Source organism: Amycolatopsis acidiphila (assembly GCF_021391495.1).
Taxonomy (GTDB): Bacteria; Actinomycetota; Actinomycetes; order Mycobacteriales; family Pseudonocardiaceae; genus Amycolatopsis_E; species Amycolatopsis_E acidiphila.
On the sequence record NZ_CP090063.1, the window covers coordinates 651,482 to 672,185 of the forward strand.

Below are 20,704 nucleotides of genomic sequence, written 5' to 3' on the forward strand. Positions count from 1 at the left end.
CCGCGACTCGGGGAGCTGTAGGTCGAGAATGCCGTCAACACCGACAACCAAATCTCAGGTGCAGGCCTACCGGTTCGTCCTGCGCCGCATGCAGTCCGCCCTGGTCCGGCGCGATTCGGTCATGCTCCACGATCCGATGCGGACGCACGGCCGGGCGACACTCGTCGGGTTCATCCTCGGGTTGCTGGGCGTGGTCGGGTTCGTGATCTTCGGCCTCATCAGCCCGTCGCCCGCGGTGCCGGACTCGGGCATCGTGATCGGCAAGGAGTCCGGCACGATCTACGTCGTCTCCGGCAACCCCAGGTCGCTGACCCCGACGTTCAACCTCGCCTCGGCGCGGCTGTTGCTGATGTCCCAGGCCCAGGGCGGCGCCGCGCAGGCCGCCGACCCGGTCGTCGTGCCCGACGACTCGCTGAAGGACATCCCGCACAACCGGCGCACTGGCATCGTCGACGGTCCGCAGCTGCTGCCCACCGCGAGCCAGCGCACCAGTGACGACTGGGGCGTGTGTGACAACCTCGCGCTCAACAAGGATCTGCCGGACTCGGTGCAGCTGCAGCAGGCGAAGCTGGAGACCACGGTCTACGCGGGAGTGCCGAACCTCGGCGCCGAGCTGTCGACCGATTCGGCCGTGCTCGCCAAGGCGGACAACCAGAAGTTCTACCTGATCTACCGGCTGCCCAACAATCCGAACGATCCCAACGCGAACACGGTGCGGGCCGAGGTCAACCCGTTCGAGGCCGCGGTGCTGTCGGTGTTCCACCTGAGCCCGCAGCAGGTCCGGTCCATTTCGATCGGCCTGCTGAACTCGATCCCCGAGGTGGCGCCGCTCGCGCCGCCGACGGCGCCGAACCAGGGGGCCCCGTCGAGCTTCTCGCAGCTGCAGTCCGAGGGGTTGCGCGTCGGCAGCGTTTTCAAGGTGAACAGCACGAGTGGGGCGCAGGACGTGTTCGTCGTGCTGTCGAACGGCATCCAGAAGGTGTCGCCGGCGGTCGGTGACCTGATCCGCGCGTCGCAGTCGGGCAGCAAGAACATCCCGCTGCTCAGCCCGGATGAGATCAACGGCATCACGCAGATCCAGCCCACCGACGCCGGTGCGCTGCAGGTCACCACGATGCCGTCGGTCGTGCCGACGATCCTCGACCCGCTGAAGTTCCCGACGACGTGCCTCGGCTGGAACATCGTGAACAACCAGCCGCACACGGTGGTTTCCGTCGGTGCGCAGCTGCCCACCCCGGCGAACGCGAAGCTGATCGACATCGGCAAGCCGGGGCCGACCGGACTCAAGATCGACCACTTCTACATGCCCCCGGGTCGCGCGGCCGTGGTCCAGTCCGCCACGACGGCCGAGTCCTTCGGCAAGGGCCCGATGGGGCTGGTGACCGACAACGGGCTGTTCTACGGCATTCCGAACGCGAACACGCTGCAGGGCCTCGGCCTGGCGAACCCGGGCCCGAGGCCGGCGCCGGACACGATCCTCCAGCTGCTGCCCAGCGGGTCTTCGTTGAACGCGACCGACGCACGGAAGAGCTACGACGACATCCCGGTCAGCCCGAACGCCGGCACCTTCCCGCCGCCCCAAAGCCAAGCCGCAACCCAACCCACCGGCGGCGGCTGACGTTTCGGTGCCCCGGTTGGGGTGTCGGGCAGTTCGGTGGCGGGCGTTCGGTCCTGGCGGTGGGGCCGGGCAGTTCGGTCCTGGCGATGGGGCTAGGCAGTTCGATGCCGGGCATTTCGGTGGCGGGCGTTCGGCGCGGGCGGGGTTGCCGGGAACTTCGTTCCTGGCGGGGGTTGCCGGGCTGTTGGCGCCGGGCAGTTCGGTCCTAGCGGGTTGCCGGGGACTTCGGTCCTGGCGATGGGGCCGGGCTTTTGCCGGGGTCTTTCGGGCGTACTTGACCCGGTCGTGCCGTGACTTGTGCGCTTTCGTGTTGATGTAGCTGCCTTCAGGTGGCGTGCCCCCCGCCGGAGGACAGGTGTGCCATGCCGGTGGGATGCGCTGGCGATGGGCCGCTGGGGCAGCGAATCAGCCGGGATTTTCGCACCATTTCGCCAACGGCGATCCCGCTCAGCCGTCAGTGGGCGAGTCGCGCGCACCGCAGCGGCATCACTGGCCCAACCGTGCCGGAATTCGTGTGCCACCGGTCCAATCGCGACTCACACGGCTGCGTCGTTGGGCCAACCGTGCGCCCGTAGTGGCGCCAGTGGCCCAGCCGTGCCGGAATCGGCGCATCATCGGTCCAATGGCCACCCCGGACCCGCGCCGCCGGGCCGACGGCACCCCCAACCCGCACCACTGGCCCAGTCGCGCCGAAAGCCCGACACCGACCCCCACCGGCGCCACCCAGCCGTGCCGCCACCCCGCCACCAACCCACACCACCGCACAAAAACCAAAAAAAGACCCGGTGTCCAACCAGGACACCGGGCGGAAACACCGACAAGAACCTAAGCCGGCCGGTTCCGCCGGATGGTATGGACCACGAAGAGCGTCACCAGCAGCACCAGCAGGCCACCACCGGTCCCCGCCAGCGCCACGACCATCGGCGTCCAGTTCTTGTGCGCGGCAGGCGGCAGGCCGGACGGCAGCTGCTCCGCCTTCGCCGGCGCGATGCCCTCCTCGGACGGCACGATCGCCGTCAGGGCGGCGACCGGGTTGATCACGCCGTACCCGATGTAGTTGTCATGCCCGCCCGGCGCGCCCGGGTGCTGCGCCGTCGCCTCGATGCGGTGCATGACCTGGTGCGGGTCGAGGTTCGGGAACTGCGCCCGCACCAGCGCCGCCACCCCGGCCACGTACGGCGCAGCGAAGCTGGTGCCCTGGATGGCCTGCTGCTTGTTGTCCTCGACGACCTGGTTGGCCAGCGCGTCCGTGCCGGGCGACGGGTCGAGCGAGGTGATGTTCGTGCCGGGCGCCCCCACGCTGACCCATGGGCCGTTCATGCTGAACGACGCCACGCCACCGGTCTCGTCGATCGCCGCGACCGAGAGCACGTCGTCGGAGAACCAGGGCGGGCTGACGATCGACTGCGGCTTCTCCGGGTCCGGCTGGTCGTTCTGCTTGCAGGTGTCCGACGTGTTCCCGGCCGCCGCCACGACCACGACGTTCTTGACCGTGACCGCGTAGTGGATCGCCGCCTGCAGCTCGCGCTCACCGCTGTTGATCGACCCGTCGGCCGGACGGCAGTTGTCCACCGACATGTTGATCACGTTGACGTTGAGGTTCGCCGCGCGGACCACGGCCTCGGCGAGCGTGTGCGTGTTGCCCGCGCCCTGCCCCTGCTCCCGGCTGCCGCCGCCGTTGGCGCCGCCGGACTGGCCGCCGCCACCGCCGGGGTTCGACGTCTGGTTGGGCACCGAGTAGTTCTGGCTCGACTGCCGGATCGAGACGATCTGCGCGTCCGGCGCGACACCCTTGAAACCGATGTCCGGCGGGGTGTCGGCGGCGATGATGCCCGCGACCTCGGTGCCGTGGCCGTCGCAGTCTTCGAGGCCGTTCTTCGACGCGTCGACGTAGTCGCCACCGCCCACCACGCCGAACTTCAGGTACGGGTGGTTGGTCACGCCGGTGTCGATCACCGCGACCTTCATCCCGCCGCCGGCACTGCCGCGCGCCGCGACGGCCAGCTTCTGCGCCTGCTCGATCTGCATGTACTGCTGTCCCCAGGGCTTTTCCTGGAGGACGATGTTGTTGTCCAGGTCGCGCTGCACGCAGGCGGTCGACTTCTGGTACTGGATCTCGTGTTGCTGCCCGCCCCCGTCGTCCACGTGGCTGGTACTCGCCGGCGGCGGCGCCCACGGCTGGTTCACCGTCGACGTGTCCTGCGCGAGTGCGGTCAGCGGGCTGAGCACCCCGAGGGCCCCAGCGAGCAGCACGACCACGGACCGGCCGGGAACCCCCAACGTACGCATGCGCGTGGCCCCTCTCAGCCGAACGAGACGTGGCGCAGCGTCGTGTACAGGTCCATGACCGCGAGCGCGAGCGGCAGCACGGTGGCGATGCAGATCGCCTCGAAGACCTCGACGGTCCGGCGCAGCGGGGGCGAGAACCGCTGCTTCGGGAAGATCACGCCGACCACCAGCGCGGCCGCGGCCACCAGCACCAGCGCCCCGAACACCCACAGCAGCCTGCCCGTGGGGCTCTGCGAGAAGATCCAGCCGATCAGGATGCCCGCGCCGGAGACCATGCCCGTGGTCAGCAGCGCGACGGCCTGCGCGCCGTTGGCGTAGGAGCGTGCCCGCAGCAGCAGGACCAGGGTGGCGACGACGGCGGTGACGATGCCGAACACGCCCGGCGCGGTGGCGGTGATGATCGCCGCGATCGCGGTCGCGCTGCCGCAGCCGACGAGCAGGCCGGTCATGTAGTTGTGAGCGACCGCGGTGCGCCGCTCGATGGCCGTGTAGTCGGGGTAGGAGGCGTCCTCCTTGAGCTCCTCCGCCGTGCCCGGCACGTGCGGGAGCGGGAGCTTCGCGAGCCAGATCGTGGCCCTGGGCAGCACCGAGATCGCCGCGAGCGAGACCGCCGCGGTCCCGGCCGCGATCCCCGGCGCCGGCTGCGCGATCAGGGTCGCCACGGTGAACGCGAGCACGCCGATGACCCCGGCGGTGGCGGCGGCGATGAACGTCGTGATGCCCGCGCCCATGATCATGATCGCCACGGCGGCGAGGATCACCACGAGACCGCTGGCCAGCAGCAGGTTCGCGCGCACGGTCAGGCCCGGCACCGCGTAGAACCCGGCGACGAACGCGAACGGCAGGCCACCGGCGGCGGCGATCACCACGCCCGTGCCCTTCGCCTGGTAGGCGTTGGCGATGGTCGCGCCGACGGCCAGGCACGCGATGGCCGCGACGCCCGCGGCCAGCGCCGCGATCAGGCCGTTCCCGCCGAAGAGCGGGCCGCCCATGAACAACGCGAAGGCGGCGGTGACCAGCGCGAGCCCGCCCGCGATGTGCCCGATCCGGCGCGCGGTCTCCTTGGTCCATGGCCGGAAGCTGTCCGGCTCCGCGTCCGCGATCGCGTCCACGACGTCGTCGTACAGCGGGGGCGGCGGGTTCTCGTTGCGACGGCGCAGCTGGAGCAGTTCGCCGTCGACCACGCCGAGCGAGGCGAGCGTGCGGCTCGGGTCCAGCGGCGCGTCGCCGAGCTTCGCCAGCGACCAGCCGCCGTGCCGGGCGCCGCCGTCCGGCGCGGTCTCCTTGGCCATGTCCAGCAGCATCGGCAGCAGGTCGGCGACCGCGACGTCGGCGGGCAGCGCGACGTCGATCCGGGTGCGCGGCGCCACCACCGTGACCCTGCTGAATACCGTCGTGCCCGTTGCCACCTGCGTGCCCCCTAAGAAAGAGAATGCTGCGGGCTACTTATACCGAACCGGCGACGCTGTTCGTAGCCCGCCACCCGCCGAAACGCTCCGGACTGTCGGTGGGCGGTCCTAGTATTAGCGCACCGAGGGCCTGCCGTGGGGTCGTTTCGGTGATTGGGGGGCCGGGTTGGGCGGTCTCGCCCCGCCGCGGGGTCCAGGTTCGCTAACGTGTGGGACGGCCCTGGACCAGGCAGGTAGTCCGGGCGTCGAGTTGAAGAGGGGTCCTTCGGTGAGCACGCTCCAGTTCAAGAAAACGCCACGCCTGGCGGCGCCGCGCCCACCGGGGGGAGAGGTACACCTCGAGCCGCCGCCCGAGGTGCCGCGGACCATCCCGGGCAACGTCGTTCAGAAGATGATGCCCGTGGTCATGATCGTGGCAACGGTGGGCATGGTCGTGGTGATGTTCACCACCGGCGGTTCGGCCGCGCGCAGCCCGCTGACCCTGATGTTCCCACTGATGATGGTCATGTCGATGGGGGGCATGTTCGCCGGCGGCGGAAAGTCGGGCGGGGCCAAGAAGGCCGAGATGAACGAGGACCGCAAGGACTACCTGCGTTACCTCGGCCAGATGCGGGAGCGTGCCCGGGAGGCGATGGCCGACCAGCGGGCGGCACTCGAATGGGTGCATCCGGACCCGCAAGCCCTGTGGTCGCTCGCCGCGAGCCGCCGCATGTGGGAGCGCCGCCAGAACGACCAGGACTTCCTGCACCTGCGCGTCGGCCGCAGCTCCCACCGGCTGGCCACCCGGCTGGTGCCGCCGCAGACCGGCCCGGTCGACGAGCTGGAGCCGATCGCCACGTTGGCGTTGCGCCGGTTCGTGCGCGCGCACTCGATCGTGCCCGATCTGCCTACCCAGATCACCCTGCGCGGGTTCGCCGCGGTGAGCCTGGAGGGCGACCGCGAGCTCACCCGCGGCCTCACCCGCGCGATGCTCGCCCAGCTGGTCACCTTCCACAGTTGTGACGACGTGCTGATCGCGTTCGCCACGGCCGGGCGCGCGAAGGCCGAGTGGGAGTGGGCGAAGTGGCTGCCGCACGTGCAGCATCCCGAGCTGTCCGACGGCATCGGCCAGCTGCGCTCGATGGCGGGCTCGCTCAGCCAGATCGAGCAGTGGCTCGATGGCGAGTTGCGGGACCGGCCGCGGTTCTCCCGCAACGCCACGCCGAACCCCGACCAGCCGCACGTCGTGATCGTCATCGACGACGCCGAGGTCACCCGCGAGGAGCAGATCATCCTCGAGGAGGGCCTGGTCGGCGTCACGCTGATCGACCTGTCGGACTCGCTGGGCAACCTCGCCGCCCGCCGCGGTCTCCGTCTGGTGGTCGAGCCGACCAGGGTCGGTGCGCGCAGCGCGGGCGGGGTCGAGTGGTTCGGCAAGCCGGACTCCCTCAGTGTCGTGGAGTGCGAGGCGCTCGCGCGCAAGATCTCGCCGTACCGGGTCGGGTCCGCGGCGGAGGAGGCCAGCTCGGACGAGCCGCTGCTGTCCAACCCGACGCTGCTGGAGCTGCTCGGCATCCCGGGCGACCCGATGACGTTCGACGTCCAGCAGGCGTGGCGGCCGCGCCCGGTGCGGGACCGCTACCGGGTGCCGTTCGGGGTCGGCGAGTTCGGCCAGCAGGTCGAGCTCGACATCAAGGAAGCCGCGATGGAGGGCATGGGCCCGCACGGGCTGTGCATCGGCGCGACCGGTTCCGGTAAGTCGGAGTTCCTGCGCACGCTCGTGCTCGGTCTGCTCGCGACGCATTCGAGCACCGCGCTGAACATGATCCTCGTCGACTTCAAGGGGGGTGCGACGTTCCTCGGCCTGGACAAGGCCCCGCACGTCGCCGCCACGATCACCAACCTCGCGGGCGACCTGACGCTGGTCGACCGGATGAAGGACGCCATCGCGGGTGAGGTGGCCCGGCGCCAGGAGGTGCTGGCCAAGGGCAACTACAAGAACGTGTGGGACTACGAGAAGGCCCGCGAGAACGGCGCCGACCTCGACCCGCTGCCCGCACTGTTCATCTGCATCGACGAGTTCTCCGAGATGCTCACCGCGAAGCCCGACTTCATCGACATCTTCCTGCAGATCGGCCGTGTCGGCCGGTCGCTGCAGATGCACATGCTGCTCGCCTCGCAGCGGCTGGAAGAGGGCAAGCTGCGTGGTCTGGACACGTTCCTGTCCTACCGGATCGGACTGAAGACGTTCTCCGCGGCGGAGTCCCGCGCCGCGATCGGCGTGCCGGACGCGTTCGAGCTGCCGTCCATCCCGGGTTCGGGGTACCTCAAGTACGACACCTCGACGATGGTCCGCTTCAAGGCGTCCTATGTGTCCGGTCCCTACCGGCCGGCGGGTATCAAGGCGGCGGGCCCGGTGTCCAGTGTGGTCCGCGCGGACAAGCGGCCGCAGCTGTTCGTGCCGGACTTCGTGGAGCTGCCGCCGGAGCCCGAACCCGAGCCCGAGCCGATCGAGGCGGTGCCGCAGCAGAAGCAGTCCGAGGAGATCACCGAGCCCAGTGAGCTCGAGGTGATCGTGGACAGGCTGATCGGCCAGGGGCCGCCCGCGCACGAGGTGTGGCTGCCGCCGCTGGACGAGCCGAACTCGCTGGACACGTTGCTGCCCAACCTGAACCCGACCGAGGACCGCGGGCTCTCGCCGGTCGGCTTCTTCGGCAACGGCAAGCTGCAGGTCCCGATCGGGATCGTGGACCGGCCGTTCGAGCAGCGGCGTGACCCGCTGTGGGCGGACTTCTCCGGTGCCGCCGGCCACGGTGTCATCGTCGGCGGTCCGCAGTCGGGCAAGTCGACCCTGCTGCGCACGCTGATCATGTCGCTGGCGCTGGCGAACACCCCCGAAGAGGCACAGTTCTACTGCGTCGACCTCGGTGGTGGCACGCTCGCCGGCCTCGCCGGCCTGCCGCACGTCGGTGGCGTCGCGGTCGCCCGGCGCGAGCCGGACAAGGCGCGCCGCATCATCGCCGAGCTCAACACGCTGGCGAACGAGCGTGAAGGCCGGTTCGGGGCGCTGGGCATCGACTCGATGAGCGAGTTCCGCAACCGCAAGCGCCGAGGTGAGATCACGGCGGAGCAGGACCCGTTCGGCGACGCGTTCCTGATCGTCGACGGCTGGCGTGCCCTGCGCGACGACTTCGAGGAGCTGGAGCCGCAGATCACCGCGCTCGCGCAGCGTGGCCTGGCGTACGGCATCCACGTGGTCGTCTCGGCGAACCGGTGGGCCGACATCCGCCCGGCGATCAAGGACATGATCGGCACCCGGTTCGAGCTGCGGCTCGGTGACCCGAGCGAGTCCGACATCGACCGCCGCATCGCGGTGAACGTGCCGGAGGGGCGGCCCGGCCGCGGCCTGACCCGCGACCGGCTGCACATGCTGACCGGTCTGCCGCGGATCGACGGCAGCAGTGACGCGGAGACGCTCGCGAGCGGGGTGGCCGACGCGGTGGCCAAGATCCAGGCGGCCTGGCCCGGCCGGATCGCGCCGCAGGTGCGGCTGCTGCCGGAGACGGTCTCCTACGACGAGGTCCTGTCGATGGACAAGCAGCGGCACACCAAGCTGGTGCCGATCGGCATCAACGAGGACGAGCTGGCCCCGGTGTACCTCGACTTCGACGCCGACCCGCACTTCTTCGCCTTCGCCGACGGCGAGTCGGGCAAGACGAACCTGCTGCGGCAGATCGCGCGCGGGATCACCGAGCGGTACACCGCGAAGGAAGCGGTCATCGTGCTGGTGGACTACCGGCGCACGATGCTCGGCTTCGTCGAGGGCGCGCACCTGCTCGGGTATGCCGTGTCGGCGAACCAGCTGGACGGGATGATCAAGGACGTCGCCGGGTCGATGACGCGGCGGCTGCCCGGTCCGGACGTCACGCAGGAGCAGCTGCGCAACAGGTCGTGGTGGAAGGGCCCGGAGCTGTTCGTCCTGGTCGACGACTACGACCTGGTGTCGACCCAGACGTCCAACCCGCTCAAGCCGCTCGCGGAGTTCCTCGCCCAGGCCAAGGACGTCGGGCTGCACGTGATCGTCGCGCGGCGCACCGGTGGTGCCTCGCGGGCGTCCTACGACCCGATCATCGGCAAGCTCAAGGAGATCGCGGCACCGGGCCTGGTGATGAACGGCAGCAAGGACGAGGGACAGCTGATCGGCAACGTCAAGCCCGGCCCGATGCCGCCGGGCCGAGGTGTGCTGGTCAGCCGCAAGGTCGGCAAGCAGCTCATGCAGGTGTCGTGGATCCAGCCGGAGTGAGCGTCCCGCAGGCTGCCCGGCCCGCCGCCGTCTCGATCGGTGTGCCGTGCCGCCGGCCCGGGCAGCCTGCGCTCGCCGCTGATCGGCCTGTGCGTGCTTCGGCGCGCTCGTTCCGGGGCGGTGGCGTCTCGTCCGGATGTCGTCTGGTCGTGCCCCACCCGGCCGTCCACGCACAGGTCACCGGCTACCTCACGCGAGGTGTGCCATGACGGTCCGGGTCGCGGTGGACTTCGGCACGTCGAGCACCTGCGTCGTGGCGGCGATCAACGGCCGCGAGCCGCAGGTGGCGGTGATCGACGGCCAGCCGCTGATGTCCTCGGCCGTGTACGCCGCCGCCGACGGCACGTTGTTCGTCGGGCAGGAGGCCGAGCGCCAGGCCGCGATGGACCCTTCGCGCTACGAGCCCAACCCGAAGCGCCGCATCGACGAGGGTGAGCTGCTCCTCGGCGACACGGTCCTCCGGGTGACCGACGTCGTCCGCGCCGTCCTGTCGCGTGCCGTGTCCGAAGCACGCAGGCTCGCGGGCGGTGCCGAGGTCGACCTGCTGGTCCTGACCCATCCGGCCGACTGGGGCGCGGTCCGGACCAGGCTGCTGCGGCAGGCCGCGGGCGGCCTCGCTCGCGAGGTCACGCTCGTGCCGGAGCCGGTCGCCGCCGCTGTCTTCCACGCGGCGACGTTCGCGCCGCTGGAGGTCAACCGGGACCGGACGGTGGAGGTCAGCAAACGGCCAGGGGAGACCCTGGCCGTGCTCGATCTGGGCGGCGGCACCGTCGACGTGAGCGTCGTGAGCCGTCCGCCGGCGAACACCGGCCGCCGGGGCTTCCAGGTCCTCGCGACCAGGGGTGATCCGAGCTTCGGCGGCGCGGACGTCGATCAGGCGTTGCTGGAGCATGTCGGCGGCCTCGTCTCGTCGGCCGACCCCGAGGCGTGGCGAGAGCTCGTCGAAGGGCGTGAGCTGGCGGACCGCCGTCGCCGTCGCGTGCTGCGGCAGGATGTCCGTGGTGCCAAGGAAACCCTGTCCCGGCACACGTACACCGACGTCCCGATGCCGCCGCCGTTCGCCGACGCCCACGTGACGCGGGAGGACCTGGAGAAACTCATCGCGGCGCCGCTGAGCCGCGCGGTCGAGCTCACCTGCGCCGCGATCGAGGAAGCCGGCCTGCGGCCGAAACAACTCGCCGCGATCTTCCTCGTCGGCGGTTCCAGCCGGATCCCGATGATCTCCCGCCTGGTGCACGAGCGCACCGGCGTAGTCCCGACCACTTTGGACCAACCGGAAACCGTTGTGGCGCGCGGGGCCCTGCTCGCCGTGCGCACGGAGGCCGCCCGGCCGCCCGCGCCGCGGCCGATCGCGGACCAGCGCACGGAACTCGTCCGCAGCCTGCCACGGCCGGCCTTCGCGGCGAGGCCACCGGCGCGTCCCCCGGCCGGCTTCCCGGCGCAGCCGCCGCAGCGCCCGCCCGCGCCGCCGGTGTCGCCGCCGCACGGCCTGCCCGTCACGACGGCGCCCGAGCCGCCGCGCCGCAAGCGGAAGCTGCCGTGGCTCATCGGTGGCGCGGTGGTCGTCGTCGCGGCCGTCACAGCCGGTCTGCTGCTGTGGTTCAACCAGGACGACAGCACGCCGCAGGGGAAGGTCGTCGCGCAGTACCACTACCAGTTCTCGGCGCCGCAGGACTGGACACAGACGGGTGGGCAGCCGCAGTTCCGCGAAACCCTGATGAAGCCGGGCGACGCGGTGAACCAGAACGACGCGATCTCCGTTCAGGAGTACGAGCTCAACTACGACGCGACGGCGAACCCGCAGCAGCTGGCGGACAACCTGCGGCAGCAGGCGCAGCAGGCGGGTTCGGTGTACTCAGGCTTCGACGCCAACGCGACTTTCGCGGACCGAAAGGTCATCTATTACCGGCAGGCCGGGAACTCCGGCCCGATCGACTGGTATGTGCTGGCCCAGGGCGAGGTTCAGGTGAACATCGCGTGTCAGTACGCGACGCAACCGGCGCACGGAAGGGTGGCGGCGGCCTGCGACCAGGTCGTGCGTTCCCTTCAGATCACTGGTTGAGTCCACCGGAACCCGTTGGGGTGACGGTCTTTCGCAACTGCGAATTCGGCGTGTTTTCCGAGGTGGATGAGTGTTTTTCGGGACGGTTCCGTGGTCGGGCATTCACTCTCGCAACTACTTCCGGGCAAACCGCGACAAGGGGGAACCAACCATGGCAAGGTCTTCGTCGTAGGTCCGTACCCAGTAAGACGGGCCACCACCACAGACGAAGGGGGCATCCCTCATGGCTAACGGCTTTACCGGAGATCCGCAGGACTTCGCCAACGCGCAGACCAAGGTCGACGAATGCCAGCTCGCGATGGACCAGAACCTGAAGAAGCTCGCCGACCAGATCGAGGCGACGCGTGCGGGCTGGACCGGCCCGGCGGCCGGCGTGTTCCAGCAGGTCATGGACGCGTTCGGCGAGAAGTCGACCAAGCTGAACAAGGCGCTGGCCGACATCGGCGAGATGCTGAAGAACTCCGGCGTCGCGTACCAGACGCAGGACGACGACGTCAAGTCGCAGATCAGCCAGCTCTCGCAGGTGCTCGAGGGCCTGTAAGCCCGATCTCCAGCCGTAAACCACAAAATCTTTTCTAGGGGAGAACAAAAATGTCCGATGGTGCGATGAAGGTCGATTACGGGACCATCCACGAGGCGGCGGATCACTGCAAGACCGCCGGCAGCGAGATGGAGAACCGCTTCGAGCAGCTGGTGCACGACCTGCAGCCGCTCACCCACAACTGGACCGGTGACGCGCAGAACCAGTGGCAGGACCGGCAGAAGGAGTGGAACGACTCCCTCAACGAGATGAAGGCGCTCCTCGCCCGGATCGCCATCGCTCTGCCGGAGATCGCCGACGGTTACCAGAAGACCGACAAGGACATCATGAACATGTTCGGCGGCTGATCTTCGCGTCAATCGCAAAAAGGGTTCCGGCGGCGCCGGAACCCTTTTTGCGTGCCTTCATTTCGGAGCGCCGACCTCGTATTGTGCTTGATCGTTCAGCACCCGCACGGTGACCTTTTTGGGTTGTCCCGCAACGGTGAGCGTGCAGTCGAACGTGGTTCCGCTCTTGACGGGCTGGTCCTTGGGGCAGCTGACGTTCTTCACGTCGCCCTCGCCGAAGTCCTCGCGGAGGATCTTCTGGACACCGTCCTGAACGGACTGCTGGGCGAGCACCTCGCCCTTGAACGCGCCGAGCAACCAGGCGGCGACGCTGCCTCCCGCGAGCACGACGACCACGGCGGCCCCGATGATCCACGGCTTCTTCGACCGCTTGGGCCGCTTGGGCTTGGCGTCCTCGAACGCCCCGAAGCCGCCGTAGGTCGAACCCGGTGCCCCGAACTGATGGCCCGGGTCGAGGTCCTTCTGCGTGTTCTGTGTGCCGGTTTCCCCGGTTTCCCCGCCCCCCGCAGGCGTCGCCGGCGCTTGCACGGGAACCGGCTGCGAGGCGGGGTCGTCGGCGTATCCACTGGCGCCCCAGGGTGCCGGTGGATAAACCCCGCTCGCCGGGGTTGACGGCGGCGCCGCACCACCGGCCGGGGTGGCGGGGTAACCCTGCTGAGGCCTTCCGCCCGCTGGGGTCGAGAGCGGTGCCGCACCACCGGCCGTGGGGTAGCCCTGCTGGGGTGCTCCACCGTCGGGGGTTGTACGCGGCGCAGTACCGGCCTGAGTGGCGGAGTAGCCCGCCTGGGGTGTCCCGCTCGCTGGGGTCGAGAGCGGCGCAGCATCACCGGCTTGTGCGGCGGGGTAGCCCTGCTGGGGTGCTCCGCCCGCTGAAGCCGAGTGCGGTGCCGCTCCGCCCGCCTGAGCGGGATACGCCTGCTGCTGAGACCCGCTGCCGGGCCCGGAGTACCCCTGCTGCGGCGCGCGATAGCCGGGTTGAGCCGAGGGGTAGCCGGGCTGCGGTGCGACCTGGTAACCGCCTTGCGGCGCGACCTGATAACCGCCTTGCGGCGCTGGCGGGCCCTGTAATTGCGTCGGGCCACCGGGCGGCTGCGCGAGGTGGCCAGGTTGCCCGCCCTGCACTCCGTACCCGGAGGGCCCCTGCGCGGCATAGCCCGGCTGACTCTGAGCCGGAAGACCCGGCTGCATCTGCCCGCCCGGACCGGGCGCGCTCGATTGCCACTGCCCGCCCGCAGCCTGGGCCGGCCGGCCACCGGCGTACCCCGACTGCCACGGCCCACCCGCGCTCTGGGGTGGCTGGCCACCGGGTTGGTTCGGCTGCCAGGGCCCGCCTGTAGCTTGCGGTGACTCGCCACCGTGGCTGAGATGATCTGGCTGCCACGGTCCGCCCGTGGTTTGTGGGGGTTGGCCACCGGCGTACCCCGACTGCCACGGCCCACCCGCGCTCTGGGGTGGCTGGCCACCGGGTTGGCTCGGCTGCCAGGGCCCGCCTGTGGTCTGGGGTGGCTGGCCGCCGGGATCGGGGTGGCTCGGCTGCCAGGGCCCGCCCGTGGCCTGGGGTGGCTGGCCCCCGGGATAGCCCGACTGCCAAGGGCTACCCGTGCTCTGCGGGGCCTGGCTACCGGGACTGGGGTGGCCCGGGTGCCACTGCCCACCCGCGGTCTGGGGTGGCTGGCCACCGGGGCCGGGATGACCCGACTGCCACTGCCCACCCGCGGCCTGCGGGGGCTGGCCGCCATGGCCCTGCTGCGTGGGGTAGCCGGGCGGCCAAGCAGCAGGGGGAGCCGGGTGGCCCTGCCACTGCGGTGCCGGCGCAGGAGGCTGCTGGTAGGGGAAAGCGCCACCTGGCACCTGGGGCTGGATCGGCCCACTCGGGACCCACCCGCCAGGGGCCACGCCGCCCGGGGGCTGGGGTGCGGGACCAGGCTGGGGAGAGGGCGCCGGCCCTGGGGGCGGGGGAGAGGGCGTCCAGCCGGGCGGCTGCGCCTCCGTCGGGCTTGGCGAGTCCGACGCACCCTCAGGACTCGGGTCCGCAAGCGCTTGCGGGCCTCCAGCACTCGTCGGTGCCGAAGCGGGCGCAGGCCCGTCAATGCCGGTCACGCTGCTCGGCGTAGCCGCTGACTCGGGCTCGCCGCCGCTGGCCGCGTCCGGCGAGCCTGCCTGAGGCGAGCTGCCGTGGCCTTCGGAGCTGTCGCGCGGCGCATCGCCGCCCGCCTCGCCGCGGTCCGACGAGACGGCAGAGGCTCCCTCGCTGCCGCCAGTGGCCCCGCCAAGCGGGACGTCGCCTCCCGGCGCGCTGCCAGGTGCCGTCGTGTTGGGCTGAGCGCCCTCTGCCGAAGCGCCCGGCGAGCCTGCTGCCGGGGCCGAGGCTCCCTCGCCACCCGCCGCGGTCTCGCTACCCGGCTCACCACCGTCCGGCTCATCGCCGCCCACCGCGGGGTCACCGTGCGCCCCGCCGCCCGCTACAGCGCCGCCACTCGGCTCACTACCGCCCACGCCGCCGCTCGGCTCGCCACCGCCCGGCTCACCCACCGCACCGCCACGCGGCTCCTCCGAAGCAGCACCCACCTCGATCACCGGCCCTGGATCTCGCCCATGCGGGCGTAGAAGTCGCTCACCGCGGCGCTGTCCGGCAGCACCGTCACATCCGCCGGATCGGGCACCTTCGGCAGGTCGTTCTCCGTCGGGACCCCGTCCAGGTGGTAGTGCTCGCTCAACTCCACCTCGTGCCCATCGCCCCTGATCGTGCCGCCCAGCTGGATCTCGGTCAGCTTCCCCGCCGGGTCGAGCACGATCCGCGCCTGCAGCGTCTGCGCCTTCATCTCCGTGCTGATCTGGTCCAGGATCGACTGCGGGAACACCACCACCCGGTTGTCGAGGAACGCCGCCAGCGTCACGTCCGCCGTCAGCTCCAGCCCACCGTCGGCCTTGCTGGTCGCCTTCTTGGCGTGCCCCTGGTCCACGGAATCCGACACCGCACCGAGCATCTTGCACAAATCCTGCGACCCGGCCCAGAAGCACTCGTTCAGATCACCCGCCGTGTACGGCATGGACACCCAGTGTGTCGGCGCGAGGCTCGCGTACACCGGCCCGAGGAGCATGTACTCCACCGGGCTGTTCGCCGGGTGGAACGAGTCGAGGTACTCGTTGGAGTCCAGGTTCGAATGGTTCTTCGACAACCGTGCCGGCGGCCGCCCCAGCTGCACCGCCGTCACCGTGCTGTTGATCTTCTTCGTGTCGAACCGGGCGAACGTGTCGAGCGCGCTCTTCTTGCTGTCGGTCCCGTTGAGCTGGTCGCCGAGCTTGTCCAGCGTGCCGGAGAACTTGGCGCTCACGTACGCCGCCGCCTCGGCCCCGTTCGGCACCGGCGTGCCCGGCGTGGCCCCGGCGCACCCGGCGACGAGCAGCGCGAGACACGCGAACAGAGCGGTGAGCTGGCTACCGGTGCGCGCGTTCACCGGGCCACAGTAGTATGGACGTTGCCCGGTACCCCCGCTTTCCGGACGATCGGAGTGAGGGGGTATCTTCATATGTCGTTGTGCGCTGCGGCGCGTTAACCGCGCTAGGCCCGCACTGACCCCACACGCAAGTTGACGACGAGGTAGACCCTTGCCCACGTACAGCCCCAAGCCTGGCGATGTCACCCGTGCCTGGCACGTGATCGACGCCGAGGATGTCGTGCTCGGCCGGCTCGCGACCGAGGTCGCCACGCTGCTGCGCGGCAAGCACAAGCCGACCTTTGCACCTCATGTGGACACCGGTGACTTCGTCATCATCGTGAACGCCGAGAAGGTCGCGCTCACCGGTAACAAGCGCGAGCAGAAGTTCGCGTACCGGCACAGCGGCTACCCCGGTGGCCTGCGCAAACGCTCGTTCGGCGAGCTGCTGGACAGCAGGCCCGAGCGGCTGCTCGAGAAGGTCGTGAAGGGCATGCTGCCGAAGAACAAGCTCGGCCGCGCCCAGGCGAAGAAGCTCAAGGTCTACGCCGGCCCGCAGCACCCGCACGGCGCCCAGCAGCCGCAGCCGTACGAGATCACCAAGATCGCGCAGGTCGCCCAGTGAGTGAGGAACAGTCTGTGACCAGCACCGAGAACGAGGCCGCGGACCTCCCCGAGGCCGCCGCGGCCCCTGAGGCCACCGAGACCCCCGAAGCCGCCGCGGCCCCCGAGGCCGTCGCCGCTCCCGAGGTCGCCGCGGCCCCCGAGGCCACCGACGGCGTGGTCACCAGCGAGACCCCCGCCGCGCCGCGCCCGTCGCGTGCCGCCGGTGGCTCCGCCCAGACCGTCGGCCGCCGCAAGGAGGCCGTCGTCCGCGTGCGGCTCGTCCCCGGTACGGGTGAGTTCAAGCTCAACGGCAAGACCCTCGAGCAGTACTTCCCGAACAAGGTCCACCAGCAGCTCATCCGTGAGCCCCTGGTGCTCACCGAGAAGCCGGAGTCGTTCGACATCTTCGGCAACCTCACGGGCGGCGGCATCTCCGGCCAGGCCGGTGCGCTGCGCCTGGCGATCGCCCGCGCGCTCGTCGAGGTCGATTCCGAGGACCGTCCCGCGCTGAAGAAGGCCGGCTTCCTGACCCGGGACGCCCGCGCCACCGAGCGCAAGAAGTACGGCCTCAAGAAGGCCCGCAAGGCCCCGCAGTACAGCAAGCGCTGATCAAGCAACACCCGCGCGAAGGCGCCCGTCCTCACTCCGGATGGGCGCCTTCGTCGTTTCCGGTTCCGTAATGCCGGAGCCGTGCGCGGCGTCTTGACGGGCAGAAGGCACACCCGCGGGCGTAGCCCCGGGTACGGGCTAACGTCGGAGGCGAGGGCGCTAGGTTGTCCGCGTCGCAGAGGTTCGAGGAGAAGATCAGATGGCTCGGCTGTTCGGCACCGACGGGGTTCGTGGTCTCGCGAACGGGGACCTGACGCCGGAGCTCGCGCTCGCCGTCGCGGCCAGCGCCGCCCGGGTGCTCGCCGCGCACGACCGCTCGCACCGCCCCGTCGCCGTCGTCGGCCGGGATCCGCGGGCCAGTGGCGAGATGCTCGAGGCCGCGGTCGTCGCCGGGCTCGCCTCCGCCGGCGCCGACGTGCTGCGGGTCGGCGTGCAGCCCACGCCCGCCGTGGCGCATCTGGTCGGCGCGCTGAAGGCGGATCTCGGCGTGATGATCTCCGCCTCGCACAACCCGATGCCCGACAACGGGATCAAGCTGTTCGCCGCGGGCGGGCACAAGCTGCCCGACGGGATCGAGGACGAGATCGAGGCGGGTCTGGACGGCGACGCCGTCCGGCCGACCGGAGCCGAGATCGGCCGCGTCTCCGACGTCGAAGACGCCCTCGACCGGTACACCGAGCACCTGCTCGGCGCCATCCCGCATCCGCTGACCGGACTGCGCGTCGTCGTGGACTGCGCGAACGGCGCCGCCTCGTTCGCCGCGCCCGAGGTCTACCGCAAGGCCGGCGCGGAGGTCATCGCCATCCACGCCGAGCCCGACGGCATCAACATCAACGAGGACTGCGGCTCGACGCACATCGACAAGCTGCAGGCCGCCGTCCGCGAGCACCGGGCGGACCTGGGCATCGCCCACGACGGTGACGCCGACCGCTGCCTGGCGGTGGACGCGTCCGGCGAGCTCGTCGACGGCGACCAGATCATGGCGGTACTCGCGCTGGCCATGGCCGAGGCCGGGGAGCTGGTGCACGGCACCCTCGTCGCGACCGTGATGAGCAACCTGGGCCTGCACCTGGCCATGCGGGACAACGGCGTGCAGCTGCGCACCACCGCGGTCGGTGACCGCTACGTGCTGGAGGAGCTGCGGGCCGGCGGTTACGCCCTGGGCGGCGAGCAGTCCGGGCACGTGGTGTTCCCGGCGCACGCCACCACCGGCGACGGGCTGCTGACGGCATTGCGGCTGATGAGCCGGGTCGCCGCGACGGGCAAGCCGCTGGCGGAGCTGGCCGGCGTGATGCGGCGGCTGCCGCAGGTGCTGATCAACGTGCGCGTCGCGGACAAGGCCGCCGTGGTGGCCTCGGATGCGGTCACCGAGGCCGTGCAGTCCGTCGAGAGCGAGCTGGGCGAGCAGGGCCGGGTGCTGCTGCGGCAGTCCGGCACCGAGCAGCTGGTCCGGGTCATGGTCGAGGCGCAGTCCCACGAGATCGCCCAGACCGCCGCCGACCGGCTGGCCGGGGTCGTGTCCTCGGTTTCCTGAGGCCGCGGCTCAGTACGGTGGGCGCATGACCGTGCCCGAAGAGGTCCTGCGCACCCCGCTGCTCGACCGGCTCTTCGCGCGGGCGTCCGACGAGCGCCCGGTCTTCACGTTCCAGGACTTTCCGGCGGGCGAGGAGCACACGCTGTCCTGGGCACAGCTCGCCGCCCGGGTCCGGGCGGTCGCGGGGCGGCTGCGGGAGGTCGCCGCGCCCGGCGACCGGGTCGCGATCGTCGCGCCGCAGGAGCTGTCGTACCCGGTCGCGTTCTTCGGCGTGCTCGCGGCGGGGCTGATCGCGGTTCCGCTGTTCGACCCGGCGAGCAGGGCGCATCGGGGCCGCCTGGCCGGCGCGCTGCGGGACTGTGGCGCCGACGTCTGGCTGACCTCGGCCCGCGCGCTCGATCGCGTCCGCGAGCTGGGCGACCCCGCACATCTCCTCGTGCTCGACGAGATCGACGGCGATGGCATCGATCCGGTGCCGGTCGCGATGGACGCGCCCGCGTACCTGCAGTACACGTCGGGGTCCACAAGGGAGCCCGCGGGCGCGATCATCACGCATCGCGCGCTGGTCGCCAGCTGCTGGCAGACCAGCCGTGCGTACGAAGTGGACGAAGGCGTGACCTGCGTGGGCTGGATCCCGTTCTTCCACGACATGGGCCTCATCCAGCTGCTCTGCCTGCCGGTCTTCGGGGGCGCCCGGTCGGTGTTCATGGCACCGGTCGAGTTCGTGCGGCGGCCGGAGCGCTGGCTGCGGCAGATGTCGGAGTTCCCGAACGTCTTCACGGCGGCCCCGAACTTCGCCTTCGACCTGGCCGTGGAGGCCGCGTCGCGGGAAGGTCTGGACCTCTCGGGTGTCCGGGTCGCGCTCAACGGCAGCGAACCGGTGCGGCCGCGGACGGTGGAGGAGTTCCAGAAGGCGTTCGGGCCGTACGGGTTCCGCCGCGAGGCGCACCGTCCGTCCTACGGCCTGGCCGAGGCGACCGTGTACGTCGCGAGCGCGGGACCCGAAGGGCCGACGACCACCGCGTTCGACCGTTCCGCGCTGGCCCGGGGGCGCGCCGTCGAGGTCGGCCCGGACTTCGAAGACCGGCAGGAGCTGGTGTCGGTCGGGCGGCCGCTCGGGCAGCGGGTGGCCATCGTGCACGAGGGGCGCGAGCAGCCCGAGGGCGCGATGGGCGAGATCTGGGTGCACGGGCCGCACGTCGCGGCGGGTTACTGGCGGCGCGAGGACGACGCGTTCGGCGCGCGGCTCGACGGGCTCGGCGGCTGGCTGCGCACGGGTGACCTCGGCGTGTTCCACCGCGGCGAGCTGTACATCACCGGCCGGATCAAGGACGTCATCGTGATCGACGGCCGCAACCACTACCCGCAGGACATCGAGGCGACGGCCGCCCAGGCGCATCCGGCGATCCGCCGGGACCGGGTCGCCGCGTTCGGCGTGCGCGACGCGCGCGGCGAGGGTGTCGTCGTGGTCGCCGAGCAGGCGCGTGAGACCGAAGTGGACCCGAAGGAGGTCTCGCGCGCGGTGCTGCGGGCGGTCGGGCGCGAGCACGAGGTCGCGTTGCGGTCGTTCCGACTGGTCCCGCCCGGTGCGCTGCCCCGGACCTCCAGCGGGAAGGTGGCCAGGTCGGCGGCCCGGACGCGTTACGGTGACGGGCATGAGTGAGCCGTCCCTCGCGGACATCCGGAAGATCGTGAGCGACACCTTCCTGCTCGATCCCGCGCTGGTGCAGCCGGACACCCCGCTGGAGGAGCTGGGCATCGACTCGAAGGGCCGGATCCGGCTGCTCGCCACGCTCGAGGTGTTCTACGAGGTGACGATCGACCTCGACGAGCGCGACCGGCTGACCGACATCGCCGCCGTCGCGCAGGTGCTCGCCGAGGCGCTGCGGCACAAACCGGGCGAAACCGCTGCGTCGTGATTGCCCGGTTGAGTACATTCAGTTGCACATGTAACGGCACCGAACGCGAGC

14 protein-coding genes are annotated in these 20,704 nt (G+C 70.8%); 10 read left to right on the forward strand and 4 right to left on the reverse strand.

From position 1 onward, the window contains the following. Positions 1 to 28 precede the first annotated feature (28 nt). A complete protein-coding gene (gene eccB / locus LWP59_RS03275) occupies positions 29 to 1,618 on the forward strand; it encodes a type VII secretion protein EccB (protein ID WP_144643269.1) in 1,590 nt (529 codons plus the stop codon). 825 nt (positions 1,619 to 2,443) lie between these two features. Here eccB and mycP read toward each other — a convergent pair. Then, the gene (gene mycP, locus LWP59_RS03280) at positions 2,444 to 3,907 is read right to left on the reverse strand and encodes a type VII secretion-associated serine protease mycosin (protein ID WP_144645852.1); all 1,464 of its coding nucleotides are present in this window, start codon (positions 3,905 to 3,907) and stop codon (positions 2,444 to 2,446) included. Between the two features lie 14 nt (positions 3,908 to 3,921). Continuing rightward, positions 3,922 to 5,316, reverse strand: coding sequence for a type VII secretion integral membrane protein EccD (gene eccD / locus LWP59_RS03285; protein WP_144645850.1), 1,395 nt, complete (start codon positions 5,314 to 5,316; stop codon positions 3,922 to 3,924). A 268-nt stretch (positions 5,317 to 5,584) separates the two neighbouring features. On the opposite strand from eccD, the gene eccCa reads away from it, so the two are divergent. From eccCa to LWP59_RS03305, 4 genes are all read left to right on the forward strand, one after another. After that, positions 5,585 to 9,598, forward strand: a complete 4,014-nt coding sequence (gene eccCa / locus LWP59_RS03290; RefSeq protein WP_144645848.1) for a type VII secretion protein EccCa — start codon at positions 5,585 to 5,587, stop codon at positions 9,596 to 9,598. A gap of 205 nt (positions 9,599 to 9,803) precedes the next feature. After that, a complete protein-coding gene (locus tag LWP59_RS03295; protein ID WP_144645846.1) occupies positions 9,804 to 11,660 on the forward strand; it encodes a type VII secretion-associated protein in 1,857 nt (618 codons plus the stop codon). Positions 11,661 to 11,883: 223 nt separating this feature from the next. Next, entirely contained in the window at positions 11,884 to 12,201 is a 318-nt protein-coding gene (locus tag LWP59_RS03300) for a WXG100 family type VII secretion target (RefSeq protein WP_144645844.1), read from the forward strand. Between the two features lie 65 nt (positions 12,202 to 12,266). Next, the gene (locus LWP59_RS03305; RefSeq protein WP_373299893.1) at positions 12,267 to 12,548 is read left to right on the forward strand and encodes a WXG100 family type VII secretion target; all 282 of its coding nucleotides are present in this window, start codon (positions 12,267 to 12,269) and stop codon (positions 12,546 to 12,548) included. Positions 12,549 to 12,605: 57 nt separating this feature from the next. Here LWP59_RS03305 and LWP59_RS03310 read toward each other — a convergent pair whose 3' ends face one another. Continuing rightward, positions 12,606 to 13,076: a DUF4333 domain-containing protein gene (locus LWP59_RS03310; RefSeq protein WP_229858302.1), complete on the reverse strand. Its 471-nt coding sequence runs from the start codon at positions 13,074 to 13,076 to the stop codon at positions 12,606 to 12,608. A gap of 2,045 nt (positions 13,077 to 15,121) precedes the next feature. Further along, positions 15,122 to 16,006, reverse strand: a complete 885-nt coding sequence (locus tag LWP59_RS03315; protein WP_229858299.1) for a hypothetical protein — start codon at positions 16,004 to 16,006, stop codon at positions 15,122 to 15,124. A 151-nt stretch (positions 16,007 to 16,157) separates the two neighbouring features. Between LWP59_RS03315 and rplM the strand changes: the two genes are divergently transcribed. The 5 genes from rplM (at position 16,158) to LWP59_RS03340 (ending at position 20,653) form a co-directional block, all read left to right on the forward strand. Next, the gene (gene rplM / locus LWP59_RS03320) at positions 16,158 to 16,610 is read left to right on the forward strand and encodes a 50S ribosomal protein L13 (RefSeq protein ID WP_144646041.1); all 453 of its coding nucleotides are present in this window, start codon (positions 16,158 to 16,160) and stop codon (positions 16,608 to 16,610) included. Positions 16,611 to 16,765: 155 nt separating this feature from the next. Beyond that, positions 16,766 to 17,200 carry a 30S ribosomal protein S9 gene (gene rpsI, locus LWP59_RS03325; RefSeq protein ID WP_186383650.1) on the forward strand — a complete coding sequence of 145 codons (435 nt, stop codon included), beginning with the start codon at positions 16,766 to 16,768 and terminating at the stop codon, positions 17,198 to 17,200. A gap of 199 nt (positions 17,201 to 17,399) precedes the next feature. After that, positions 17,400 to 18,734 (forward strand): phosphoglucosamine mutase, encoded by a 1,335-nt coding sequence (gene glmM / locus LWP59_RS03330; RefSeq protein WP_144646045.1) that lies wholly within the window; start codon positions 17,400 to 17,402, stop codon positions 18,732 to 18,734. A gap of 25 nt (positions 18,735 to 18,759) precedes the next feature. Further along, positions 18,760 to 20,397, forward strand: a complete 1,638-nt coding sequence (locus LWP59_RS03335; protein WP_144646047.1) for a fatty acyl-AMP ligase — start codon at positions 18,760 to 18,762, stop codon at positions 20,395 to 20,397. Then, the gene (locus tag LWP59_RS03340; protein ID WP_144646049.1) at positions 20,390 to 20,653 is read left to right on the forward strand and encodes an acyl carrier protein; all 264 of its coding nucleotides are present in this window, start codon (positions 20,390 to 20,392) and stop codon (positions 20,651 to 20,653) included. The genes LWP59_RS03335 and LWP59_RS03340 overlap by 8 nt, the downstream gene beginning before the upstream one ends. Positions 20,654 to 20,704: the final 51 nt, after the last annotated feature.